The sequence below is a fragment of the Rhizobium sp. MHM7A genome (assembly GCF_005862215.1).
Classification (GTDB): domain Bacteria; phylum Pseudomonadota; class Alphaproteobacteria; order Rhizobiales; family Rhizobiaceae; genus Rhizobium; species Rhizobium bangladeshense.
The window spans coordinates 506,448-527,483 of record NZ_VCHT01000002.1; the positions used below are offsets into that span (position 1 = coordinate 506,448).

18 protein-coding genes and 1 other RNA gene are annotated in these 21,036 nt (G+C 62.1%); 11 read left to right on the plus strand and 8 right to left on the minus strand.

Translation table 11 applies throughout. The features are described from left to right. The first annotated feature begins 3 nt into the window (after window positions 1-3). Window positions 4-918 carry an AraC family transcriptional regulator gene (locus FFR93_RS10630; protein ID WP_064711572.1) on the plus strand — a complete coding sequence of 305 codons (915 nt, stop codon included), beginning with the start codon at window positions 4-6 and terminating at the stop codon, window positions 916-918. On the opposite strand, the gene FFR93_RS10635 is transcribed toward FFR93_RS10630, so the two are convergent. Continuing rightward, entirely contained in the window at window positions 878-1,972 is a 1,095-nt protein-coding gene (locus FFR93_RS10635) for an AbrB family transcriptional regulator (protein WP_138393184.1), read from the minus strand. The two genes, FFR93_RS10630 and FFR93_RS10635, sit on opposite strands and share 41 nt — an antisense overlap. Window positions 1,973-2,184: 212 nt before the next feature. Next, on the minus strand, window positions 2,185-3,087 hold the full coding sequence (locus tag FFR93_RS10640; protein ID WP_138393185.1) for a LysR family transcriptional regulator: 903 nt from the start codon (window positions 3,085-3,087) through the stop codon (window positions 2,185-2,187). A 93-nt stretch (window positions 3,088-3,180) separates the two neighbouring features. Between FFR93_RS10640 and FFR93_RS10645 the strand changes: the two genes are divergently transcribed. The 3 genes from FFR93_RS10645 (at window position 3,181) to FFR93_RS10655 (ending at window position 9,699) form a co-directional block, all read left to right on the plus strand. Next, on the plus strand, window positions 3,181-4,215 hold the full coding sequence (locus tag FFR93_RS10645) for an aldo/keto reductase (protein ID WP_064705556.1): 1,035 nt from the start codon (window positions 3,181-3,183) through the stop codon (window positions 4,213-4,215). A 265-nt stretch (window positions 4,216-4,480) separates the two neighbouring features. Further along, complete coding sequence (locus tag FFR93_RS10650) at window positions 4,481-5,893, plus strand: FAD-linked oxidase C-terminal domain-containing protein (RefSeq protein ID WP_064705555.1); 1,413 nt, start codon at window positions 4,481-4,483, stop codon at window positions 5,891-5,893. 113 nt (window positions 5,894-6,006) lie between these two features. Beyond that, window positions 6,007-9,699 carry an AsmA-like C-terminal region-containing protein gene (locus tag FFR93_RS10655; RefSeq protein WP_138393186.1) on the plus strand — a complete coding sequence of 1,231 codons (3,693 nt, stop codon included), beginning with the start codon at window positions 6,007-6,009 and terminating at the stop codon, window positions 9,697-9,699. 98 nt (window positions 9,700-9,797) lie between these two features. On the opposite strand, the gene FFR93_RS10660 is transcribed toward FFR93_RS10655, so the two are convergent. The 4 genes from FFR93_RS10660 to ssrA form a co-directional block, all read right to left on the minus strand. Then, the gene (locus tag FFR93_RS10660; RefSeq protein ID WP_064706123.1) at window positions 9,798-10,022 is read right to left on the minus strand and encodes a ribbon-helix-helix domain-containing protein; all 225 of its coding nucleotides are present in this window, start codon (window positions 10,020-10,022) and stop codon (window positions 9,798-9,800) included. A gap of 103 nt (window positions 10,023-10,125) precedes the next feature. After that, window positions 10,126-10,320 (minus strand): DUF4169 family protein, encoded by a 195-nt coding sequence (locus FFR93_RS10665; RefSeq protein ID WP_064705553.1) that lies wholly within the window; start codon window positions 10,318-10,320, stop codon window positions 10,126-10,128. A 51-nt stretch (window positions 10,321-10,371) separates the two neighbouring features. After that, window positions 10,372-10,887: an SspB family protein gene (locus FFR93_RS10670; RefSeq protein WP_064705552.1), complete on the minus strand. Its 516-nt coding sequence runs from the start codon at window positions 10,885-10,887 to the stop codon at window positions 10,372-10,374. Window positions 10,888-11,015: 128 nt separating this feature from the next. Beyond that, window positions 11,016-11,378: a transfer-messenger RNA gene (gene ssrA / locus FFR93_RS10675) on the minus strand. Window positions 11,379-11,489: 111 nt separating this feature from the next. Here ssrA and FFR93_RS10680 point away from each other — a divergent pair. The 5 genes from FFR93_RS10680 (at window position 11,490) to FFR93_RS10700 (ending at window position 16,938) form a co-directional block, all read left to right on the plus strand. Continuing rightward, entirely contained in the window at window positions 11,490-12,284 is a 795-nt protein-coding gene (locus tag FFR93_RS10680) for a thymidylate synthase (protein ID WP_138393187.1), read from the plus strand. Between the two features lie 12 nt (window positions 12,285-12,296). Continuing rightward, window positions 12,297-12,815 carry a dihydrofolate reductase gene (locus tag FFR93_RS10685; RefSeq protein WP_138393188.1) on the plus strand — a complete coding sequence of 173 codons (519 nt, stop codon included), beginning with the start codon at window positions 12,297-12,299 and terminating at the stop codon, window positions 12,813-12,815. A gap of 149 nt (window positions 12,816-12,964) precedes the next feature. Continuing rightward, window positions 12,965-14,056 (plus strand): FtsH protease activity modulator HflK, encoded by a 1,092-nt coding sequence (hflK, locus tag FFR93_RS10690; protein ID WP_064705549.1) that lies wholly within the window; start codon window positions 12,965-12,967, stop codon window positions 14,054-14,056. Window positions 14,057-14,061: 5 nt separating this feature from the next. Continuing rightward, window positions 14,062-15,021, plus strand: coding sequence for a protease modulator HflC (locus FFR93_RS10695; RefSeq protein ID WP_138393189.1), 960 nt, complete (start codon window positions 14,062-14,064; stop codon window positions 15,019-15,021). Window positions 15,022-15,222: 201 nt separating this feature from the next. Further along, a complete protein-coding gene (locus tag FFR93_RS10700; protein ID WP_138393190.1) occupies window positions 15,223-16,938 on the plus strand; it encodes a DegQ family serine endoprotease in 1,716 nt (571 codons plus the stop codon). Between the two features lie 70 nt (window positions 16,939-17,008). Here FFR93_RS10700 and serB read toward each other — a convergent pair whose 3' ends face one another. Continuing rightward, window positions 17,009-17,899: a phosphoserine phosphatase SerB gene (gene serB / locus FFR93_RS10705; RefSeq protein ID WP_138393191.1), complete on the minus strand. Its 891-nt coding sequence runs from the start codon at window positions 17,897-17,899 to the stop codon at window positions 17,009-17,011. On the opposite strand from serB, the gene miaA reads away from it, so the two are divergent. After that, window positions 17,898-18,794, plus strand: a complete 897-nt coding sequence (gene miaA, locus FFR93_RS10710) for a tRNA (adenosine(37)-N6)-dimethylallyltransferase MiaA (RefSeq protein ID WP_171049152.1) — start codon at window positions 17,898-17,900, stop codon at window positions 18,792-18,794. The two genes, serB and miaA, sit on opposite strands and share 2 nt — an antisense overlap. 38 nt (window positions 18,795-18,832) lie before the next feature. Here the strand turns inward: miaA and FFR93_RS10715 are convergent, their stop codons facing one another. After that, window positions 18,833-20,308 carry a PLP-dependent aminotransferase family protein gene (locus FFR93_RS10715; protein WP_205910738.1) on the minus strand — a complete coding sequence of 492 codons (1,476 nt, stop codon included), beginning with the start codon at window positions 20,306-20,308 and terminating at the stop codon, window positions 18,833-18,835. 95 nt (window positions 20,309-20,403) lie between these two features. On the opposite strand from FFR93_RS10715, the gene FFR93_RS10720 reads away from it, so the two are divergent. Beyond that, window positions 20,404-21,018, plus strand: a complete 615-nt coding sequence (locus FFR93_RS10720) for a LysE family translocator (RefSeq protein ID WP_138393194.1) — start codon at window positions 20,404-20,406, stop codon at window positions 21,016-21,018. Window positions 21,019-21,036 lie beyond the last annotated feature (18 nt).

Genomic DNA, 21,036 nt, shown 5'->3' on the forward strand with positions numbered 1-21,036 from the left:
GCGTTGAGCCAGGATCTAACGCCGCAGGTCTTCGAGGGTCTTGAACGTTTGTGCGAGCCGCAGGGGGGCAGCGGCATACTGGCCGCGCCCGCCGGCAGCGGTATCCTGACTGCGCCCGCCTTTCCCGGCATCGAGCGCATCGAAGCGCAATTCTCCGGCAATGTCTTCGAGCCGCACCGGCACGATACCTATGCGCTCGGGGTGACGCTGCATGGCGTGCAGACCTTCACCTACCGCGGCGAGCGGCGCTTCAGCCTGCCTGGGCAGGTGATCGTATTGCATCCCGACGAGGAGCATGACGGCGGGGCGGCGACCGAGGCCGGGCTGCATTACCGCATGCTCTACCTGGAGCCGGCGCTGCTGATGGAATGCCTGACCTCGGAGAAGATCGGGCTTCCCTTCGTCGAGCAGCCGGTCATCGGCGACGGGGCTTTGGCGAAGGTGCTGCTGGGCGCGCTCGGCGAACTCGATCGGGAGCTGGACGAGCTTTTCGTCGACGATTTCGTCAGCCGTGTCGCTGGCGGCCTGTCGCGACATTCACAGGTGCGCCGCCGGCCTTTGGGTGCGGTCGCCTGGCGGCAGGTGCGGGCAGCGCGCGATTATCTCGAAGCGCATGCGTTGCGGCCGGTGCGCTCGGGCGAGCTGGAGATGATTACCGGCCTCGACCGCTTTACGCTGTCACGGCATTTCCGCACGGCCTTTGCCACCAGCCCGCACCGCTACATGCTGATGCGTCGCCTGCAGCAGGCGCGAGCGCTGATGAATGCTGGCGAAGGTTTTGCCGATGTGGCGGCTGCGACCGGCTTTGCCGACCAGGCGCATTTCAATCGCCATTTCAAGAAGGCCTACGGCATCACGCCCGGTCAATGGGCGAGCCTTAGGCGGGGTTTTCCGCAAGGCCGGAACGGCGCGCGATAAAGCGGGCAAGCGCCGGCCCGATCAGAAGAATGACGAGGAACCGGCCGGTTTGCATCGCCATCACGAAGGGCACGTCGACATCGCTGGAAACGGCAATGATGGCGACGGAATCGGCGCCACCGGGGCTGGTGGCGAGATACGCCGTCAGTGGATCGATGCCGGCGAAGATGTGAAGGGCAGCGGCCATGCAGCCGCAGAGCGCCATCAGCAGCACGATGCAGGCCGACACTCTCGGCAGGGCGCGCGCCACATGCTCGAGGATCGAGCGGGTGAACCGCAGACCGATGCTCCAGCCGACGAGGGCATAGGCGATCGCGAGCAGCCACATCGGCAGCTCGATCTTCAGGAGGCCGACGCCCTGCAGAAAGGCTCCGAGAAAGAGCGGCACGATGATCATGCCTCCCTGAATACGCAGGCGGCGTACGCCATAGGCGCAAAAGGCGGCAAAGGCGATCGTCGCGGCAAAGGCCGGCCAGTCGACCGGGGGAAAGAGGATGAGAGGCGGCGGTTCGCCGCCATCGGCCGCCACCCACAGCCGCGAGACCACCGAAGCGCCGACAGCGACGAATACGACGCGCAGATATTGCATGAAGGCGACGAGGCGGGCATCGGCGCCATAGGCTTCCGACATGATGACCATGGCGGAGGCACCGCCCGGCGAGGAGCCCCAGACTGCGGTTGTTCCCGGCAGAACCTGCCAGCGCGTTAGGAGCCATCCTAGGCCTGTAGCGATAGCGATGACCGAAAAGATGAACAGCAGGAAGATCGGCGCGTCCTTCGCCATCGTGCCGAGAATATCAGGGGTGATGGTGCGCGCCATCATCAGGCCGACGAGAACCTGTCCGAGCTGCAGCGGCCAGAGCGGCACGCGAAGCCTTCCCTTGCCGACGGTCAGCGCCAGCACGATGGCGGCGACCATCGGTCCGATCAGCAGCGAAGCGGGCAGGGCGAAGAGTTCGAGGAAGACGGTGAAGGCTGCGGAAAGCGCGAGCAGCAGCGCCCATTTCGGCAGGCCGGCATCCCGGAGCAGGCGGCGTGCGTGGCTGAGTGACATGAATCCCCGTATCTTTCCCGACCGGTGCCAAGCCCTGAGGCTGAAGATGGGAGGAAGCTCCGGCATGACGAAGAGAGTCCGGCTGCAAGGGCCGGTCGGCGCGGTCTCGGTATAGGCGGGCGCCGCGAGCGCGGTCAATTGCGAAATCTGACTTTCTGGCAAGCTGCCACGCGAATATGATTCAACGTGTCGACCCAAGTCATTGTTATCAATCAAAGACGTACATGGCTGCCGAGAAAGTCGAGCAAGGCGCGCACCCGCGCCGGCAGTGGTCCGCCCTGGCCTAGATAGAGGGCGTAGAATTCCTCGATGTCGCCGGGATTGGCCGCCTGCAGCACCGGCACCAGCCGGCCTGCTTCAATGTCGGCACGCACGGTGAAGGCGGCTAGCCGCGCAAGGCCTGCGCCGGCGAGCGCAAGATGGCGCATCGCTTCGCCATCGGCAACCTGCACGCCCGGCGTGATGGGGACCATCACCGTTTCGCCGTTGTCGCGGATCGGCCAGCCCTCAACGGCGCGGGCGTAGGAAAAGCCGATGCGGCAATGCCGACGGAGATCAGTGATGCTGCACGGTCCGCCGTGACGCTTGAGATAGTCGGGCGAGGCGACGATGACCTTGCCGGTGACGCCGAGCTTGCGGGCGATCAGGCTGGAGTTCTTCAAGGGGCCGGTGCGAATCGCGACGTCGGCGCGCTCCTCCATCAAATCGACAATCCTGTCGGTGTGGGTGATATCGAGCGTCACGGCGGGATGAAGCGCCATGAAGGCGGGCACGAGAGGCGCGAGCACATGATTGCCGAAGGAGCCGCTGGTGTTGATGCGGATGCGGCCTGAGGCCTGTTCGCCTGATGAAGCCTGACGTTCAGCCTCGGCGATATCGGCAAGGATAGCGATGCTGCGCTCATAGAAGGCGCAGCCCTCCGGTGTCAGCTGCAGTTTCCGGGTCGAGCGGTTGATGAGGCGGGCGCCAAGGCGCGCCTCCAGTCTGGCGACGAGCTTGCTTACGGCCGAGGGCGTCATGCGCCTGGTCGTGGCGGCTGCTGAAAAGCCGCCGCGCTCGACGACGCTGACGAAGACTTCCATTTCGCCGGAGCGGTTGATGTCCTGACGGCTCATGATGAATTCAAATCACAGATGATGTGCTTTGAAGCATGCTATATCAACCGAGCGGGCGGGTCTATCTCAGGAGAAAATGAAGGAGACAGATCGATGGAGTACAGAAATCTCGGCGCATCGGGCCTCAGAGTGCCGGCCTTGAGTTTCGGCGCTGGCACGTTCGGTGGCAGCGGCCCGCTATTCGGCGCCTGGGGCAATACCGGTGCTGAAGAGGCGCGGCGGCTTGTCGATATCTGCCTCGAAGCCGGCGTCAATCTCTTCGACACAGCCGACGTCTATTCGGCCGGCGCTTCCGAAGAGGTGCTCGGGCAGGCGATCCGAGGCCGGCGGGCCTCCGTTCTGATCTCGACGAAGATGGCGCTGCCGATGGGCGAAGGGCCGCAGGACTGGGGGACCTCACGAGCGCGGCTGATCCGCGCGACGGAGGATGCGCTGCGCCGGCTCGGGACCGATTATATCGACTTGCTTCAGCTCCATGCCTTTGATGCCTCGACGCCGGTCGAGGAGGTGCTGTCGACGCTCGACGGGCTCGTAGCCGCAGGCAAGATCCGCTATGTCGGTGTTTCAAACTTTTCCGGCTGGGAACTGATGAAATCGCTCGCCGCTGCCGAGCGTCAGGGCTATCCACGTTATGTCGCCCATCAGGTTTATTATTCCCTGGCAGGGCGCGACTATGAATGGGAGCTGATGCCACTCGGCGCCGACCAGGGTGTCGGCGCTCTCGTCTGGAGCCCGCTCGCCTGGGGCCGGCTGACCGGCAAGATCCGCCGCGGTGAGCCGATGCCTGCCGCAAGTCGCCTGCACGAGACGGCCCAGTACGGTCCACCTGTCGACGATGAGAGGCTTTTCGACATCATCGACGTGCTGGATCTGATCGCAACGGAGACCGGCAAGACGGTCCCGCAGATTGCCATAAACTGGCTGCTCGGCCGGCCGACGGTATCGAGCGTCATCATTGGCGCCCGCAACGAAGATCAGCTCAGGCAAAACCTCGCCGCGACCGGCTGGAGCCTGTCGAAGGATCAGATCGAAAGGCTCGACGCAGTCAGCGCCGTGACGGCGCCTTATCCTTATTTCCCCTATCGACGGCAGCAGGGTTTTGCGCGGCTCAATCCACCGATCATCTGAGGCGGCCGGGACGCCGGCCTCTCTATGGCACCGGGTCAACAACAAAAGGAGAGTTAATATCTTTTCCCAAACTTAACTGGACAGCCGCTTTGACTTGCCCCATACCAGCCTGCTGCATATCCCCTTAAATCGGAATCGATCCGAGGGTGGAATTATGCAACAATTTTAAAGTTCTACAGCGTCCTTTGCGCGTCTGGCGAGATGCGCGGCGCTGTATCTGCGAGACAAGATCTCGTCTACGCGGACTGGAAGGGAGATCAAAGGGATGGCGCTGAGGGACGCAAAGGCCGGAACACGCAACGAAGCGGGGATATCGGCTGTGCTCGGCATTCTCAAACAGAGCTTCGGTGAGCGCTTCCAGACCGGCCAGTCCTTCCGAGAACAGCATGCCCATACGACGACCTATATCCCGCCACAACTGCCCGACGGCGTTCTCTTTGCCGAAAGCGCCGAAGATGTGAAGATGGCGGTCAGCGCCTGTGCGGCGCACAAGGTGCCAGTGATCGGTTTCGGCACCGGCTCCTCGCTGGAAGGTCAGGTCAATGCTGTCAGTGGCGGCATTTCGATCGATTTCAGCCGCATGAACCGGGTGCTTGAGGTCAATCCGGAGGATCTCGACTGCACGGTCGAGCCCGGTATCACCCGCGAGGCCCTGAACATCCACCTGCGCGATACCGGCCTGTTCTTCCCGATCGACCCCGGCGCCAATGCGTCGATCGGCGGCATGGCGTCGACGCGGGCCTCCGGCACTAATGCCGTTCGCTACGGCACGATGAAGGACAATGTGCTTGCGGTCACGGCAGTCACCGCCAATGGTGAGGAGATCCGCACGGCGCGGCGCGCCCGCAAGTCTTCGGCCGGCTACGACCTGACGCGGCTCTTTGTCGGCGCCGAGGGCACGCTCGGAATTCTGACCTCGGTGACGCTGCGCCTGCAGGCGATTCCGCAGAAGATTGCCGGCGGCGTCTGCGCCTTTCCGAGCGTCAAGGCGGCTTGCGACGCTGTCATCATGACGATCCAGATGGGCATTCCGGTGGCGCGCATCGAGCTGTTGGATGCTGTGCAGATGCGGGCGTGCAACGCCTATTCGGGGCTATCTTATGCCGAAAGCCCGACGCTTTTCCTGGAGTTCCACGGCACCGACGAAACCGTGCCTCTGCAATCGGGCGCCTTTGCCGAGATCGCGGCCGAATGCGGCGGCGGCGAATTCCTGTGGACCGCCAATCCCGAGGAGCGGACGAAGCTTTGGAAGGCGCGCCACGACGCCTACTGGGCCTCGAGAGCGCTGGCGCCTGGACTTGCCGCACTTTCGACCGATGTTTGTGTTCCGATATCGAGGCTTGCCGCTTGCGTTTCCGAAACGCAGGCGGATATCGAGGAACACGGGCTGCTCGGTCCGATTGTCGGTCATGCCGGCGACGGGAATTTCCATGTGCTGCTGCTGTTCGATGACAAAAGCGCCGAAGACATAGCCAGGGCCGAGAGCTTCGTCGAGCGGCTCAACCGCCGGGCACTCGATATGGATGGAACATGCACCGGCGAACACGGGATCGGGCAGGGCAAGATGGCCTTTCTGGAGCAGGAGCTCGGAGGGTCGGTGGATCTGATGCGACAGGTGAAGCAGGCGCTCGATCCGGACGGGATATTCAATCCCGGCAAGATTTTCCACCAGGGCTGAAAACGGAATATTCTCATGAACTTGGGCCTTGCCCCCGGCATGAATAGCGCTAGTGTCGACAATAGAATCCTGAACAGCGTCGGCAACAGAACCCCGAATGGAGAATCCTTGCATTGGTAGGCCGGTTCCTCGTCTTTCTGGGGGGAGTGATCGTCGTAGTGCTGTTTGTGGCGCTGCTTGCGCCACTGTTCATCGACTGGACGGATTTCCGCAAGAATTTCGAGGATCAGGCAAGCCGCATCATCGGCAAGAAAGTCACCGTCCACGGCACAGTGGATGCCCGTCTGCTGCCGTTTCCGTCGGTCACGCTGCATGACTTGCGTGTCGGTCAGGAGGCTGACGGTACTCCGATCGTCCAGGTCGAACAGTTTTCCATGGATGCCGAGCTTGCGCCTTTCCTGTCGGGCGAGGCGCTGATCTTCGACATGCGCGTCGTCAATCCGAAGGTGCGCCTCAGATTGCTCAAAGACGGCACACTCGACTGGATGCGCGGCAGCCGCGCCGAAATACCGGCAAAAACAGTCGTTCTCGAAAATGTGCATGTCAGCGGCGGCGAAGTCGACTTCCTTGATGACCAGTCGGGCCGGGCGCGCCGCATCACCGGCCTGAATGCGGAGATGTCGGCCAAATCGCTCGCCGGTCCCTGGCGCGTCGAGGGCGATGCGGCGCTCGACGGCGAACACGGCAATTTTTCGATTTCGAGCAGCCAGCCGGACGAGAAAGGCGTGCTGCGCATGCGCACGAAGCTTTCGCCGGACAAGCATCCGGTGAGTATCGATCTCGACGGCGAACTGAAGCTGGTCGACCGCAAGCCGAACTATCAGGGCCAGCTTTCGGCGGCGATCGAAATCCGCAACAGTGCCAAGTCGGCCAACAAGAACGAGCAGCCGCCAAGGGTCAAGGGCCGTTTCGAGCTCACCAATGAACGTATCCGCATTCCCGAATACCGGATGGAGATCGGTCCAACAGACGATCCCTATGTGATTACTGGGGAGGCGACGCTCGATACCGGCAATGCGCCGGAATTCCTGTTGACCGCCGACGGGCAGCAGATCGACGTGAACCGCATCGGCAATCATGGCGCAGCCGGCAAGACCACCCGTGATCCCGCGGTTTCGGCGCGCCAGCGGCTGAATTCGCTGATCGATATCGTCGCGCAGGTACCGATCCCGCAGGTACCGGGCAAGGCAAGCGTCAAGCTGCCGGCCATCGTCGCCGGCGACACGACCCTACGCGATGTGCAACTCGAGCTGGAACCGGCCGGTACCGGCTGGATGATCGACAGCGCCATCGGCACGCTGCCTGGACGTACGCAGGTGGAAGGCAAGGGCAAGCTCCTGCTTCAGGGCGAACCTTCGTTCAACGGCCAGATAGTGCTGGCCTCGAACCAGCCAACGGGGCTTGCCTCCTGGCTGGCGGGCTCGGTCGACCCGGCTATCCGGCAATTGCGGCAGGCGGGTTTTTCCGCAAATGTCAGCCTGACTCACGAATTGCAGCGTTTCGAAAATCTCGAGATCGCCATGGGTTCAGCGACGTTGAAGGGCCGGCTGGAGCGGCAGGCGATCTCCGGCCAGACGCCGACCCTGTCGGTGGCGCTGAATGGCGACACGCTCGATCTCGACGCGTTGCAGGCGCTGGCCGGGCTTGCGACAGGGCAGGAGAGCGGCGACAATGTCCTCGACCATAAGATCGCCGCACAGCTCAAGGCCGACAAGTTCACCGCCTTTGGGGTTGACGCCGAGAATGTCGAGACCACCTTCACAATCGCCGACGGCGCGCTCGCGGTCGACCGGCTTTCCGTCAAGAACGTCGCGGGCGCCGAGCTGACGGCGACCGGCCGGGCCGAAGGCTCGCTGCTCGACTATAAGGGTGCGGGCGAGATCACTTTCAAATCGGCCGATCCCGGCGGCTTCTTCACCATGTTGCGCGAGCATCTTCCGCACCATCCCGTGCTCGACCGCCTGGTGCGCAATGCCGGCTGGTACGGCAACACAGCGCTTCGCGGCGCGCTGACCCTCGGTGGCGACGAGGGCGATGCGCTCACGGTGACGCTGGCCGGCGTCTCGAACGGCAGCCGGGTCAACCTCGATTACCGCATGTCCGATCTCCTGGCGCTGACCGGAAACGGCACGACGAGCCTGGAGGCGACGCTCGAGAACGCCATGCCGTCAATCCTGTTCGGTCAGGCCGGGCTTGACCCGTTGCCGGTCGATGTCGGCGCGAACGGCCGCCTGACGCTTAAGGTGAAGGCGTCCGGCAACGATCCCGCCGATGCAGCGCTGACCTTTGCGACCGACCGGACCTCGTTTACCGCGAACGGCAAGGTTGACGTGCGGCCGGAGAGCTTCATGAATGGTCAGATCGCGCTCTCGCTCGACAGCGCCGATATCGACCCCTATCTTATCATGAACGGCATAGCCTTGCCGCAGACCGGAACAGGGCTGCCGGTCGGCGTTCAGGTCAATGCCGCTGTCGATAGCGACAAGATCGTCTTGTCCGATCTCAAGGGACATGCGGCCGACAATGAGTTTTCCGGTGCGCTGACCTTCGACCGCAAGGCTGCAAAGACGACAGCGAGCGGCGAGCTGAGTCTCGCCAAGGCAGATGCCGGCTGGCTCGGCGAGGCGGTGTTCGGCCAGATCGTCGATCCCGCCACCGGCACGCTGTCGAAGGCGCCGCTGGGCTTGCCGATCTTCAAGGATCTCGACATCCAGGTGAAGCTGTCGGCCAAAGAGTTCTGGCCCGGGCTGCCGGAAACGGCAGTTTCCGATTTCACCAGCAACGTCGCCTATAAAGGCGACGAGCTGCAGCTCAACAACATGGCCGGCAACTGGGATGGCGGCAGGCTCTCCGGCAATCTGCTCTTCACCAATGCCGAAGGCACCGGTTTCCTGCAGACGAAATTGGCCCTTGCCGATTCCGATCTGGCCGGCGTCATCTGGCTGCGTGACGGCGCGCCGGTCGCCAATGGCAAGTTCGGATTGTCGCTGTCGATGGAGGCTTCGGGCAAGACGATCGGCGAGATCGCCAGCTCCCTCAATGGTTCGGGGGAACTGAGACTCGGCGATACGAGCATACGAGGACTGAACCTTGCCATTCTGCCGCCGCTGCTTGCGGCGACCGACACGATGCAGGAACAGATCAATGCGGGCAAGGTGCATCCGATCGTCGAGACGCTGCTCAACAACGGCGAGGCTAAGCTGCCACCGCTCGGAATTCCCTTCAACATCACCGATGGAACGCTCAGGGTGCAGAATGTGACCGTCGCCAACGATCTGGCCCGGGTCACCGCCGACGCCCAGATCGCTTTGCCGGAGGAGCGGATCAGCGCGACAGTCGGCATCGGCCTCAATCCGGGCATTGAAGCGCTTCCCGGTGTCGAGCCGGCGCTGAGGCTGAATTTTTCCGGCATGCTGCCGTCACCCGGCAAGACGATGGATGTGACCGATATCACCAGCTATTTGTCGCTGCGTGCTTTTGAGCGCGAGCGGCGGCGCGTCGAGCGATTGCAGGCGATCGTACTCGAAAAGCAGCGACTGCGTCGCGAGGTGGCGCTCTATCGTTTCAATGACGCCGAGCGGGTCAGAGCGGCCGAAATGGAGCGGCAACGACAGGCGGAGGAAGAGCGACTGCGCGCACTGGCGCAGGAGGCAGCCGCGGAGAAGGCCGCTGCCGAAGCGGAGGCCAAAGCACGGGCCGATGCGCAGGCGAGGGCGGCCGCCGAGGCGGAAGCGGCCCGGCGCGCCGGGCAGGTGCAGCCCGGTCAGCTCAATTTTGACCAGTTGCCGGGCGTCCAGGCGCAATGAAGACCCATGGGGTTTGCGTCAGAGACGTTTCAGGTGCTTGTTTTGTCGAAGGCCGGCTTCCCAAAACCGGCGTTGGACTTTGAATTGTATTCCGGGAGTCATGGCTGTCGGCCACAGCCGGCCTTCGCCCACGAAAGCACATGAAGCCGCAGCGCCGAGGACAGGTTGCTGTCCGGCGGGCGGTGGTCGTCGATCTCGGAAATCAGGGCGGCAAGCGACATCGAACGGCTTGCCGCAATCGTCTTCAGCTCGGCCCAGAATTCATCTTCCAGCGAAAAGCTGGTGCGATGGCCATGCAGTGTCGCCGAGTGCTTGCGGATCATAAGCCGGTTCGGATCGTAATCGGCTTGGAGGATCCATTCAAGGAAACCGCGCAAGTGACTGATCGCAGATTCGTTTCCGGCTCTTCAAGCTTTGCGTGAAGCCTCATGCGCCGTCGTCATCCGTCCCGATCCGGCCGTCGCGATGAGCCTTGTCGGCCTTCTCGTTCATGCTCCGGGTGAGCTGTTTTTCGGCTTTGGTGCGGCCGAAGGAAATGCGGTTCTGCTCCGCCTGCTTCTCCTTTTCGGAGCGGGCCTGCTTTTTGCGGAACTGACGCAGGTTGATGATTTCGGCGCTCATACAGATGCCTTTAATCCTTATGAAAAAGGGAGGCTGGGCCTCCCTTTGAAATCACTGCTTCTTGCGGAAGGAGTCGAGCGAGACGACGGAGCCCGGTTTCTTCTCTTCGCCGTCGGCCGGTTTTGTGCCGGCGGCTTCATCAGGCTTTCCTGCCGCCTCGACCGGATAAGCGGTGATCTCGCCGGACGGCAACTCCTCGCCATCGGCAAGCGGCACGTCGAATTCGAGTTCGAAATTCACGGAGGGGTCGTAGAAACCGCGGATCGCATTGAACGGAATGACCAGCTTTTCCGGAACGTCGGAGAAGGAAAGGCCGATTTCGAAATGCGTCTCGGTAATCTTGAGGTCCCAGAACTGATGCTGGATGACGATGGTCATCTGTTCGGGATATTTGGACTTCAGGTGCTGGGAGATGCGCACGCCGGCCGCACCGGTGAGGAAGGTGATGAAGAAGTGGTGGTCGCCGGGCAAACGGCCCGTCGTTGCTACCTCCGCCAAAACCTTGCGGATGACGCCGCGAAGTGCATCCTGTGCCAGAATGTCGTAGCGGATATGATCCTGCCCCATGCTTTTCCTGTCTTTCGTCGGTTCTGAAGTCTTTTCACAAGGTATATGGCACGTTCAGGCGCCTTGGGAAAGTCCGGAGCCGAGTCAACGCTAAAGAGCAGCATACATGATTTCGTCAGGAGGGAGAAGGTGAAGGCTTCTGTTGCCAGGTGCCTTCGGACCCCGCCTAGAGGTGCGAACCACTAGGACTTTGATTGAAGTGTCACACCGCGATTAAGCAGCGAGACGAGCTTCCGCATAGTTGTCGTTTGCAACTACAATTTTAGCCCGATAACGGCGGTACAATGCCGAGCAAAAAGTCGATCTTTACACCCTTGTCGATCCTATTTCGCCCCCATCAAAAGCCGGCCTTCAATGCCGCCGGTTTTTGGTGGAGGCGCCGGGTACCGCCCCCGGGTCCAATAGGTTTATTACACCGCTCATTTATTGCCATAGCCGGCCCGAGAGCCGGCGGGGCTGATATAGTGATTTCCTTCGTCCAAGGAAAGGGCAAACGTCATAAAAGCTTTATGTCAGCCCGCAGAAAAAACGGGAAAATACCCGTCGGCGATTGGTTTCCTCAAGGCAAAGGCTTAAATTGGAGAAAACGGAATCAGCGCAACATGCAGCAATATCTCGATCTCCTCGCCCATGTGATGGAAAAGGGCTCCGACAGGGGCGACCGCACCGGCACAGGTACGCGCTCGGTCTTCGGCTACCAGATGCGCTTCGATCTCGAGGAAGGCTTTCCCGTCCTGACGACGAAGAAGTTGCATCTGCGCTCGATCATCCACGAGCTTTTATGGTTCCTGAAAGGCGAAACGAATATCCGTTATCTCAAGGAGAACGGCGTCTCGATCTGGGATGAGTGGGCTGACGAGAATGGCGATCTCGGACCTGTATACGGCGCTCAGTGGCGCTCCTGGCCGGCAGCCGACGGCGGCCATGTCGACCAGATCGCCAACCTCGTCAAAGGCATCGTCAACAACCCGAATTCACGCCGTCACATCGTCTCGGCCTGGAATCCGGCTGAGGTCGACCAGATGGCGCTGCCGCCATGCCATTGCCTGTTCCAGTTCTATGTCGCCGACGGCAAGCTCTCCTGCCAGCTCTACCAGCGCTCCGCCGATATTTTCCTCGGCGTGCCCTTCAACATCGCTTCCTATGCGCTTTTGACGATGATGGTGGCTCAGGTGACGGGGCTCAAGCCTGGCGATTTCGTACACACGTTCGGCGACGCGCACCTCTATCACAACCATTTCGACCAGGCGAAACTGCAGCTGACGCGCCGGCCAAAGCCGCTGCCCTTCATGCGAATCAACCCTGACGTTGAGGATATCTTCGGGTTCAAATTCGAGGATTTCGAGCTGATCGGCTACGAAGCCGATGCCAGCATCAAGGCGCCGATCGCCGTCTGACCGGGACATTTCATGGCCGATATCCGCAGGACCATTATCGCCGCCGTCGCCCGCAACAGCACCATCGGCCGTGAGGGCGACATGCCTTGGCGTTTGTCGAGCGACCTCAAACGCTTCAAGACGCTAACAATGGGCAAGCCTGTGGTGATGGGCCGCAAGACTTACGATTCCATCGGCAAACCGTTGCCGGGACGGCCGAACATAGTCATTTCGCGGCAAGCGGCGATCGATCATCCCGACGTCAGCATGGCGCATTCGCTGACCGAGGCGATGGAAGCGGCCGAAAGACTGGCGCTCCAAACCGGCGCCGGAGAAATCTGCATTATCGGCGGGGGGCAGATCTATGCCCAGGCAATCGACCTTGCCGATCGTCTGTGCATCACTCACGTCGAGGCCGACCTTGACGGCGACGCGTTCTTTCCGGCGATCGATCCGAATACCTGGCAGGCCGGGGAGATGGTAGCGGTGCCGGCAGGCGAGAGGGACAGCTATCCCACGCGCTTTGTCGTCTATGACCGCCGTCGCGCCTGAAAACGAACTATTTTCCAATTAAATTGACCAAGTTTCTCACGCTGCGTTGAAAGCCGGTGCGGTGATACCTATAACGGTCACCAACGCATTCGCCGGTCAGCCCCCACGGTCCTGGATGCGGGGAAGACTTAACGAACAACGAGGTTTTGATGCCCTGGAGCAATCAGAATGGCGGCGGCGGCCCTTGGGGCGGCGGCGGTAACAATCAGGGACCATGGGGCCAGGGGCCGAACCGCCCGCGTGGCGGCGGCAAAGGCGGGCCACCCGATCTGGAAGACATTATCCGGCGCGGCCAGGATCAACTGCGCAACATCGTTCCCGGTGGTTTCAACGGTGGCGTGGCGGTGATCGTGGCGGCGATCGTCGCCGTTTTTTGGCTGATCCAGTGCGTCTACACCGTCCAGCCGGATGAACGCGGCGTCGAACTGCGCTTCGGCAAGCCGAGAGAAGAAATCTCCATGCCCGGCCTGCATTTTCGTATCTGGCCGATGGACTCGGTCGAGATCGTAAAGGTGACGGAGCAGCAGCAGAATATCGGCGGACGCAACAACAGCAATTCGACGGCTGGACTGATGCTTTCCGGAGACCAGAACATCGTCAACGTGCAGTTCTCGGTGCTCTATACGATAAACGACCCGAAATCCTATCTTTTCCGTCTCGAAAATCCGGCTGAAACGCTGCAGCAGGTTTCTGAAAGCGCCATGCGCGAAATCGTCGGCCGGCGACCGGCACAGGATGCCTTCCGCGATAATCGCGGACCGATCGAAACCGAAGTGCGCAACATCATTCAGGATACGATGGATCGCTACGGCGCCGGCCTCGTGATCAACCGGGTGACGATCGAGGACGTAGCACCGCCGCGTGATGTGGCCGATGCCTTCGAGGAAGTGCAGCGCGCCGACCAGGATAAGCAGCGTCTCGTCGAAGAGGCGAACCAGTACGCCAACCAGAAGCTCGGCCAGGCGCGCGGTGATGCAGCCCGCATCCGCGAAGCAGCAGCGGCCTATAAGGATCGGATCGTCAAGGAAGCCGAAGGTGAAGCGCAACGCTTCGTTTCAATCTACGACGAATATTCCAAGGCTCCTGACGTGACGCGGGAGCGGCTGTTCCTGGAAACCATGGAACAGGTGCTGAAGGGTTCCAAAAAAGTGATCATAGACGAAAAGGCGGGCGCCGTGCCCTATCTGCCGCTGAATGAGATCAACAGATCGACGCAGCAACAACAGCAGCAGGGAGGCTGAGACCCATGTCGAACAGACTTCCCGTAGTTCTGATCCTTCTGGCGGTCGTGCTGGTCGTGGTCTATTCCTCGATCTTCGTGGTGAATGCCCGCGAGCAGGCCATTGTCGTTCGTTTCGGTGAAATCCAGTCGGTCAAAACTGACCCCGGCATCTATTTCAAACTGCCCTTCGCCTTTGCCGACGCCGACCGGGTGCAGTATGTGCCGAAGCAGGAACTGCGCTTCGACCTCGACAATATACGTGTCCAGGTCTCCGGCGGCGCCTTCTATGAGGTAAATGCCTTCCTCATCTACCGCATCAACGACGCGCGCCGTTTCCGCGAAACGGTCTCGGGCGACAGGGAGGCGGCGGAGGCGCGGCTTCGTACGCGCCTCGATTCCGCCCTGCGCAGGGTTTACGGCGTGCGCAGCATCGAAGCCGCCCTCTCCCGGGAACGCGTGGCGATGATGCTCGAGGTTCGCAACGAGCTGCAAGCCGATGCGGAGACGCTCGGCATCACGCTCGACGACGTGCGCATCAGCCGTACCGACCTGACGCAGGATGTTTCGGAGCGTACCTTCAACCGCATGCGCGCCGAGCGACTGGCGGAAGCTGAGCTGCTACGGGCGCAGGGCAATGAGGAAGGCCAGCGCCGCCGCGCCATCGCTGACCGCCAGGTCGTCGAGCTGACTGCCGGCGCACAGCGCGACTCCGAAATTCTCCGCGGCCAAGGCGATGCCGAACGCAACCGCATCTTCGCCGAGGCCTTCTCAAGGAATCCTGATTTCTTCGAGTTCTATCGCTCGATGGCGGCCTATTCGGCGGCGCTTTCGTCGCAGGACACGACGCTGGTCCTTTCGCCGGATTCGGAATTCTTCCGTTATTTCAACACCGCCGCGGGCGCCGCGCCGGCGAACTCGGCTGCGCCCGCTCCTGCGACGCCCGGAGCAACCGCTCCGGCAACGCCAGCCGCGCCGGCAAACTGAGAATGAGGGATTAGTTCCCTGCCAAGATCGAGAAAGGGTCGGCCCAGCGCCGGCCCTTTTAGTTTCCAAGAGCCAAGTCCGAGCTTTTATGACGGTCCGTCAGATTGCACGGGGATTTCGCGAAAAGGTGATTTCACCCTCCATCATTCCGCCTTATGCTGGTGCTCAATATGCGCATTTGCCCCCTTATGAGGAAGCTTGATGGCCCCCACGATTCGCTCGCCCTTCAGACGAACGCTCGCGCTGCTGGCCAGCGCCGCCATCATGGCGCAAGCCGGCGTCAGTGGGATTGCTTTTGCGCAAACCACGCCTGAAACAGCAGCGCCGGGGGTTGCCGCGCCCGTTCCGGCTGCTCCCGCTCCCACGTCACCCGCACCGACTGCACCGCAGCAGACCCCACCGGTCCAGACGGTCGTGCCGAACAACGGGCCGGCTTCGGTTGCCGACCTCGCCGAAGGGCTGCTCGACGCCGTGGTCAATATCTCGACCTCGCAGAATGTGAAGGACGATGAAGGAGTAGGCCCGGCGCCGCGCGCGCCTGACGGGTCGCCATTCCAGGAATTTTTCAACGACTTCTTCAACAAGCAGCAGGGCAACCGCGGCCCCAACCATAATGTCAGCTCGCTTGGTTCCGGTTTCGTCATCGATCCGGCCGGCTATATCGTCACCAACAACCACGTGATCGAGGGCGCCGACGACATTGAGGTCAATTTCGCCAACGGCACTAAGCTCAAGGCGAAGCTGATCGGAACGGATACGAAGACCGATCTCTCGGTGTTGAAGGTCGAGCCGAAGACGCCGCTGAAATCGGTGAAATTCGGCGATTCCAGCGAGATGCGCATCGGCGACTGGGTGATGGCGATCGGCAATCCGTTCGGCTTCGGCGGCTCGGTCACGGTGGGCATCATTTCTGGGCGCGGCCGCAATATCAATGCCGGCCCCTACGACAATTTCATTCAGACGGATGCGGCGATCAACAAGGGCAATTCCGGCGGCCCGCTCTTCAATATGAGGGGTGAAGTGATCGGCATCAACACGGCAATCATCTCGCCGAGCGGCGGCTCGATCGGCATCGGTTTCTCGGTGCCGTCCGAACTTGCCTTCGGCGTCGTCGAGCAGTTGCGCCAATATGGCGAGACGCGGCGAGGCTGGCTCGGCGTGCGTATCCAGCCGGTGACCGACGACATCGCCGACAGCCTCGGGCTCGACACGGCCAAGGGCGCGCTGGTCGCCGGCGTCATCAAAGGTGGTCCCGTCGACGACGGCTCGATCAAGGCGGGCGACGTCATTCTGAAATTCGACGGCAAGACGGTCAATGAAATGCGCGACCTGCCGCGCGTCGTGGCCGAAAGCACGGTGGGAAAAGAAGTCGACGTCGTGGTGTTGCGTGACGGCAAAGAACAGACCGTCAAGGTGAAGCTCGGCCGGCTCGAAGACAGCGATCAGGCCGCAGCCGGCGATGCAGCGCCCGATGGCTCGCAGGACGGCGTCATCACACCTGATCCTGACGAGAACGACGATATGGACCAGCCGGATACCGGCGATCAGACCCAGCCAGTGCCCGGCGCGCCGGAGCCGGACCAGCACCAGGGTCAGGTCTCGCCGGATGCGGCCACGCCGAAGAACGTGCTCGGATTGTCGCTGTCGCTCCTGAGCCCGGAGACACGCAAGGCTTTTGGCATCGCCGAGAGCGTCGACGGCGTTGTCGTGACGGAGGTAGCGCCCGGCTCCGCCTCAGCCGAAAAGGGGCTGAAGCCAGGGGACGTGATCGTCGAAGTGGCGCAAGAGTTCATGAAATCCCCTGACGCGGTCGCGGCCAAGGTGAAATCGCTGAAACAGGAGGGCCGACGCAACGCCCAGCTGATGATCGCCTCGGCAAACGGCGATCTGCGGTTTGTGGCCGTGCCGATGGAATAGTAGCTCCGGCGGCGATAGATTAGCCACCGCGACCTCTACCCGCTGGAGGAATGTAGGCGGAGCACGCTTCTCAAGCCGTCACGAAGTCGGTCTTTCGGTAACCCTGGATGTAAAGAAGTGCCGTCAGGTCAGCGTGATTGATGCGCATCTGCGCTTGAGCGGCGACAGTTGGCTTCGCGTGGAGGGCGACGCCGGAGCCGGCGAGCTGCAGCATGCCGAGATCATTGGCGCCGTCGCCGACGGCGATTGCCTCGCGTGGCGAAATCCCCAGGCGTGCCGAAATCTCGTTCAGCGCATCCACCTTTGCCTGCTTTCCAAGGATAGGCTCAGCGACAAAACCGGAGAGGATGCCACTCTCTTCGAGCAAAATATTGGCGCGGTTCTCGTCGAAGCCGAGGGTGGCGGCGATGCGGCTCGTAAAGACGGTGAAGCCGCCGGAGACGAGGGCGGTGTAATGGCCTTTCGATTTCATCGTGGCGATCAGTTCCGGCCCGCCCGGGGTCAGCGTGATGCGCTTGGCGATCACCTCGTCGACAACCGAGATCGGCAGTCCCTTCAACAGGGCGACGCGCTCACGCAGAGCGGGTTCGAAGGCGATCTCGCCATTCATGGCGCGGGCGGTGATGTCGGCGACCTTCCCCTTCAGGCCGACTTCTGCGGCGAGTTCGTCAATGCATTCCTGGCCGATCATCGTCGAATCCATGTCGGCGATGAGCAGCTTCTTGCGGCGGCTGTCCTGCTCCTGGATAACGAGGTCGATGGGAGCGCTTGATATGACGGCGAGAAGATTGGCCTCGTCCGCTTGCGCATCCGTGCCGTCGCGCAGCGCAATGTCGCAGGCAACGCCGTCGGCCAGCCAATACAGGCCGGAAGCAGTTACAGCCTCGGCCGCCTGTTCGGCGATGCCAGGAGTAAGCACAGGATTTGACGGATTGGCAACAAGCGTGGCAACGAGGGCCATGATGGAAAACCTTCTGAGCGTAGAGAACGCGATCCTGATAACCGGGCCGACCGCCAGCGGCAAGTCCGCGCTCGCCGTCGAGTTGGCCAAACGCCATGGCGGCGCGGTCGTCAATGCCGACAGCATGCAGGTCTACGACACATTGCGGGTGCTGACCGCGCGTCCGTCGGAGGAGGAGATGCAAGGCGTAACGCATCATCTCTACGGCCACGTGCCGGCGGGTGCCGGCTATTCCACAGGCGCCTGGCTGCACGATGTCTCGACGCTTTTGCCGGCGCTCAGGGCCGCCGGGCAGCTGCCGGTCTTCGTGGGGGGCACCGGGCTTTATTTCAAGGCGCTGACCGGAGGTCTCTCCGACATGCCTGATATACCCAAGGTACTGCGGGAAGAATTGCGCACGCGACTCGTGGACGAAGGGCCGGACGCGCTTTACGCCGAGCTTTCTGACGTCGATCCCGCCATGGCGGCATGCCTCAATCGCCAGGACGGCCAGCGCATCGTCCGCGCGCTGGAGGTGATCAAAGCGACGGGACGGTCGATCGCCGATTTCCAGGGCCGGTCCGGACCCGTGGTGATCGATGCCAACGAGGCCCGCAAGATCGTCGTTCTGCCGGACCGGGCGGTGCTGCACGCCCGCATTAACGGCCGCTTCGAAAAGATGCTGCAACAGGGTGCGGAAGATGAGGTGAGGGCGCTTCTTGCGCTCGGTCTGTCCTCCGAGGCGCCTGTCATGAAGGCCATCGGCGTCTCCCAGATCGCGGCGATGCTGAAGGGCGAGATGACGCGCGATGACGTGCTGGAGAAGGGGGCTGCGGCGACACGGCAATACGCCAAGCGTCAAATGACCTGGTTTCGCAATCAGATGGACGAGAGCTGGGAAAGGCTGAGCGTCTAGTCCCATGCGCCGTTGCCGACTTCCCGCTCCAGGCGCGTCTACGCATGCGCTTGCAGCAGCCTGGCGAGCTCGCCTACCGCCGCCTCCAGCTTCTCTTGCGGAAATCCACCAAAACCCAGCATCAAGCCGGGGCGCGCAGGCTGCGCGGCATACATGGGAGAGATCGCTCGCACCGCGAGGCCAGCCGAGAGGGCGCGCGCTGCAAGCTGCACGTCGTCAGCCCTCTCGGGCAACCACAGAAGAACGTGCATGCCCTGATCGCTCGGCTGAACGTGGCACCCCTGCGGCAATGCCCGTTCGAGCGCCGCGAGCAGAATATTGCGGCGTTCGGCATAGAGAGCTCTGATGCGTCTGATATGCGCCTCGAAATAGCCTTCGCTGATGTAGGCAGCCAGAACATGCTGTTCGGCGGTCGGCGAATGCCGATCAAGAATGGCGCGTGCGCCCGCGAAGGCTTCTACGAGCGGCGGCGGGGCGATGACGTAACCGAGGCGCAGTGAAGGAAAGAGGATCTTGCTGAAGGTGCCGAGATAGATGACACGCGACGGACGCAGCCCCTGCATTGAGGGAAAGGGATGTCCGGCATAACGCAGTTCGCTGTCGTAGTCATCCTCCACGATCCAGGCGCGGTTCTTGTCGGCCCACGTGATCAGGGCATTGCGTCGAGCCATGCTAAGCGGCATGCCAATTGGATATTGGTGCGAAGGGGTCACGAATGCGGCGCGCGCTTCTCGACACAGCTCAAGGCCGCGTTCGACGTCCATACCCTGAGCATCGACCGGCAGGCGATACGTCCGGACGCCGAGATCGTCGAGGATGGCCGTCAGCCCCGGATATGCTGGGTCTTCCGCCCATACGGCATCACCGAGGGACAACAGGACCCGACCTGCCATATAGAGGCCTTGCTGGGTGCCCGCCGTAACGATGACCTGCTCCGGCACACAATGAACGGCCCGTGCGCGGCGGACATGGTCAGCGATGGCGATGCGCAGCTCCAATACGCCTGCCGGATCGTGGTAACCCGAAGGTGCGGCCTGCCTGGACGCGCGCATCCGATTGCCGAGGCGGCGCCAACTGTCGTCCGGCGCGATGCCCGAAGCGGGTACAGCGATGGCGAAGGGGACGGGCGGATGAGGGGTAAGTGCACGGGCTACTGATATCAGCCGGGCCGCCGGGGCAGGCAGGTCGAGCGCATCTTCGGCCTCCGGCTCGGCGGGCGGCGGCTGGAGGGCTGGCGCCGCGTCCGTCAGAGCCGCTGCAACATGGGTCCCGGCTCCTACTCGTGCCTGGAGATAGCCCTCGGCGGTCAACTGATCGAAGGCTTCGACGACGGTGCCGCGGGCGATCTGCAGGGAGGCGGCGAGGGTACGTGTCGAGGGAAGCCGCTCGCCCAGCCTCAGTTCGCCGCGGGTAATGGCGTTCCGCAGGGCCTGCGCAAGCTGGCGGCCTACGCTGGCCGATCGATCGATCGCGTTGAGTGACGGGATTTCAATGGTGGCGCGTCGCTTCGACATCGAAAAATGGTCCATCAATATTTCTGAAAATGGCGCTTCATGATGAACCAATTTTCGAGCAGAAGAAAGCGCATCAACGACTCCTGGAAATGGACATGCAAGATCTTATCGTCGTCTATATCGCCTATGTCATCGCAGCAGGCAGCCCGGGTCCAAGCAACCTGGCGATCATGAACGTCGCGATGAGCCGCGGGCGTCGACCGGCTCTGGCTCTATCCGCCGGAGTGATCACGATGTCGACATGCTGGGGGCTGATCGCCGTCACCGGCATTTCGACATTGCTCGTGCGCTATGCTCATGCCCTGACAATCCTCAAGATGGCAGGCGGGCTCTACCTCCTTTGGCTCGCCTGGAAGGCGGCTCGCTCGGCTGCCGCAACGGACGCGCCCGCAAGCCGGGCCGTCCGGTCAGCCGTGCCGCTCGGCGCGCTTTATCGCCGGGGTATATTGATGCATCTCGGAAACCCTAAATCGGTTTTGGCCTGGGTCGCGATCATGTCGCTCGGCCTCAAGCCCGGGGCTTCGACTCAAATGGCCGTGACTGCGTTTGGCGGCTGCGTGCTCCTGGGGATGTCGATATTTGCCGGCTACGCCATCCTGTTTTCGACGGCGCCTATGGTGCGCGGTTATGCCCGGGCGCGTCGTTGGATCGAGGCAAGTCTTGCGATGTTCTTCGCGGGTGCCGGATCACGCCTGCTGTTCTCCCGTTGATCGCTGTCCAGGATTGCA

Bases quoted from the DNA above. Each gene is read 5' to 3' on its own strand.
- hflK (WP_064705549.1), top strand. From the start codon at position 12,965: ATGCCCTGGAGCAATCAGAATGGCGGCGGCGGCCCTTGGGGCGGCGGC.
- FFR93_RS10720 (WP_138393194.1), top strand. From the start codon at position 20,404: ATGCAAGATCTTATCGTCGTCTATATCGCCTATGTCATCGCAGCAGGC.
- FFR93_RS10665 (WP_064705553.1), bottom strand. From the start codon at position 10,320: ATGAGCGCCGAAATCATCAACCTGCGTCAGTTCCGCAAAAAGCAGGCC.
- FFR93_RS10645 (WP_064705556.1), top strand. From the start codon at position 3,181: ATGGAGTACAGAAATCTCGGCGCATCGGGCCTCAGAGTGCCGGCCTTG.
- FFR93_RS10660 (WP_064706123.1), bottom strand. From the start codon at position 10,022: ATGATCCGCAAGCACTCGGCGACACTGCATGGCCATCGCACCAGCTTT.
- FFR93_RS10650 (WP_064705555.1), top strand. From the start codon at position 4,481: ATGGCGCTGAGGGACGCAAAGGCCGGAACACGCAACGAAGCGGGGATA.
- FFR93_RS10640 (WP_138393185.1), bottom strand. From the start codon at position 3,087: ATGAGCCGTCAGGACATCAACCGCTCCGGCGAAATGGAAGTCTTCGTC.
- FFR93_RS10680 (WP_138393187.1), top strand. From the start codon at position 11,490: ATGCAGCAATATCTCGATCTCCTCGCCCATGTGATGGAAAAGGGCTCC.
- miaA (WP_171049152.1), top strand. From the start codon at position 17,898: ATGATGGAAAACCTTCTGAGCGTAGAGAACGCGATCCTGATAACCGGG.
- FFR93_RS10685 (WP_138393188.1), top strand. From the start codon at position 12,297: ATGGCCGATATCCGCAGGACCATTATCGCCGCCGTCGCCCGCAACAGC.
- FFR93_RS10700 (WP_138393190.1), top strand. From the start codon at position 15,223: ATGGCCCCCACGATTCGCTCGCCCTTCAGACGAACGCTCGCGCTGCTG.
- FFR93_RS10715 (WP_205910738.1), bottom strand. From the start codon at position 20,308: ATGTCGAAGCGACGCGCCACCATTGAAATCCCGTCACTCAACGCGATC.
- FFR93_RS10695 (WP_138393189.1), top strand. From the start codon at position 14,062: ATGTCGAACAGACTTCCCGTAGTTCTGATCCTTCTGGCGGTCGTGCTG.
- FFR93_RS10635 (WP_138393184.1), bottom strand. From the start codon at position 1,972: ATGTCACTCAGCCACGCACGCCGCCTGCTCCGGGATGCCGGCCTGCCG.
- serB (WP_138393191.1), bottom strand. From the start codon at position 17,899: ATGGCCCTCGTTGCCACGCTTGTTGCCAATCCGTCAAATCCTGTGCTT.
- FFR93_RS10670 (WP_064705552.1), bottom strand. From the start codon at position 10,887: ATGGGGCAGGATCATATCCGCTACGACATTCTGGCACAGGATGCACTT.